This is a genomic window from Amycolatopsis sp. NPDC051106, assembly GCF_040682775.1.
Classification (GTDB): domain Bacteria; phylum Actinomycetota; class Actinomycetes; order Mycobacteriales; family Pseudonocardiaceae; genus Amycolatopsis.
The window spans coordinates 1-1,630 of record NZ_JBFBBQ010000204.1; the positions used below are offsets into that span (position 1 = coordinate 1).

Genomic DNA, 1,630 nt, shown 5'->3' on the forward strand with positions numbered 1-1,630 from the left:
TCGAACGGTGGGTGGGTGACCAGCCCCCATGCCCCGCGGGCCCGCCGGGGGGGCGCGGCCACCCGCGCCCCCCCCGCCCGGTTCGCTCCAGCGTTCGTAGGCGATCGTCAGCACGAGCGCGCCGAGCTGCGCGGCCACGCGGGACACGGGATCGGGCACCCCGCGGCGTTCGAGGGCTTCGGCCATCGCCGCGGTGAGCCCGAGTCCCTTCAGCGCCTCGCGTTCCCGCAGTTCGGGGTTGGCGGCGATGACCGCCCGCCGCCGGGCGCTGAACTCGCGGCGCTCGGCGGTGAAGGCCGCGCGGCCGACCGCGTCGAGGGCGTGGGCCACGGCTTCGAGCGGGGCGGCGTCGGCCGGCGCGTCGGCGATCCCGGCGGCGAGCAGCCCGGCCATCGTGTCGCCGCCGAAGAGCACCTCGCGCTTGTCCGGGAAGTGCCGGAAGAAGGTGCTCTTCGTTAGGCCGGCGCGTTCGGCGATCCCGATCACGGTGGTGTTTTCGTAGCCCCGCTCCTCGAAGAGCTCGAGCGCGGCGACGACGAGCCGGTCGGAGGCGTGGGGTTGCCAGCGGGCCATGGACCGAGTGTACGGGACTTGGTCCCATCAGCTCGTGTACGGTGATGAGACCAAGTCTCATCACTCTGGAGGTGGCTCATGAGCCGCGCTGTCATCTACGAGAAGTTCGGCGGTCCCGAGGTCCTGGAGCTGCGGGAGGTCCCGGAGCCGCACGCCGGGCCGGGCGAGATCCGCATCCGGGTGGCGGCCGCGGGGCTGAACCCGATGGACGGCGGCCTGGCGGCGAATCCCGAGCTGGCGGCGCGGTTCGGCGTGACGGTGCCGGCCGGGTTCGGCTACGACCTGGCCGGAGTCGTCGACGAGGTCGGCCCCGGCGCCACCGGTTTCACTGTGGGCCAACGCGTCTTCGGTGGCGTGATGGCGCGCGCCGCGGCGGACTTCACGGTGGTGGCCACCCCCGCCGAGACCCTCTGGCCGACGCCCGACGGCATCTCCGACGAGGTGGCGGCCACGCTCCCGGTGGCGGGCATGACGGCGGCCGCCGCCCTGGCGGCGATCGACGTGCGGCCGGGCGACACGGTCCTGATCGGCGGCGCCGCCGGCGGGGTGGGCGTGTTCGCCGTCCAGCTGGCGAGGCTCGCGGGTGCCCGGGTGATCGGCACCGCGGGGGAGGGGACGTTCGACTTCCTGCGTCAGCTCGGTGCGTCACCGATCGCGTACGGCCCCGGCCTGGCGGACCGGGTGCGCTCCTCGGCCCCGACGGCGGCAACCGACTTGTTCGGCACCGAAACGGCGTCGGCGGCGCTCGAGCTCGGCATCCCGCCCGAGCGGATCTCGACGATCGCGGCGGGCCCGAACCCACCCGGCGGAGTGCGCGCGACCGGCGGCGTCGACGCGAGCCCGGACGCGATGAAGGAGATCACCGACGCGATCCTCGCCGGGGACGTCGTCGTGCCGATCGCCGCGACCTTCCCGATCGAGAAGGTCCGCGAGGCGGTGGAGCTGCAGGCGGGTCGCCACGTCCACGGCAAGATCGTGCTGACGCTGTGACGGCTCGGGTTCGAACGCAGTGAATGACTCATTCCTGGCGCCGGACGCCAGGAATGAGTCATTCACT

At 73.7% G+C, this 1,630-nt stretch carries 2 protein-coding genes; one reads left to right on the forward strand and one right to left on the reverse strand.

All coding sequences use genetic code 11. The features are described from left to right. The coding region (locus tag AB0M83_RS48545) for a helix-turn-helix domain-containing protein (RefSeq protein ID WP_364529640.1) at window positions 1-573 on the reverse strand (573 nt) is incomplete at its 3' end. 78 nt (window positions 574-651) lie between these two features. On the opposite strand from AB0M83_RS48545, the gene AB0M83_RS48550 reads away from it, so the two are divergent. After that, the gene (locus AB0M83_RS48550) at window positions 652-1,563 is read left to right on the forward strand and encodes an NADP-dependent oxidoreductase (protein WP_364529643.1); all 912 of its coding nucleotides are present in this window, start codon (window positions 652-654) and stop codon (window positions 1,561-1,563) included. Window positions 1,564-1,630: the final 67 nt, after the last annotated feature.

Coding starts and splice junctions, on each gene's coding strand:
- AB0M83_RS48550 (WP_364529643.1), top strand. CDS start 652: ATGAGCCGCGCTGTCATCTACGAGAAGTTCGGCGGTCCCGAGGTCCTG.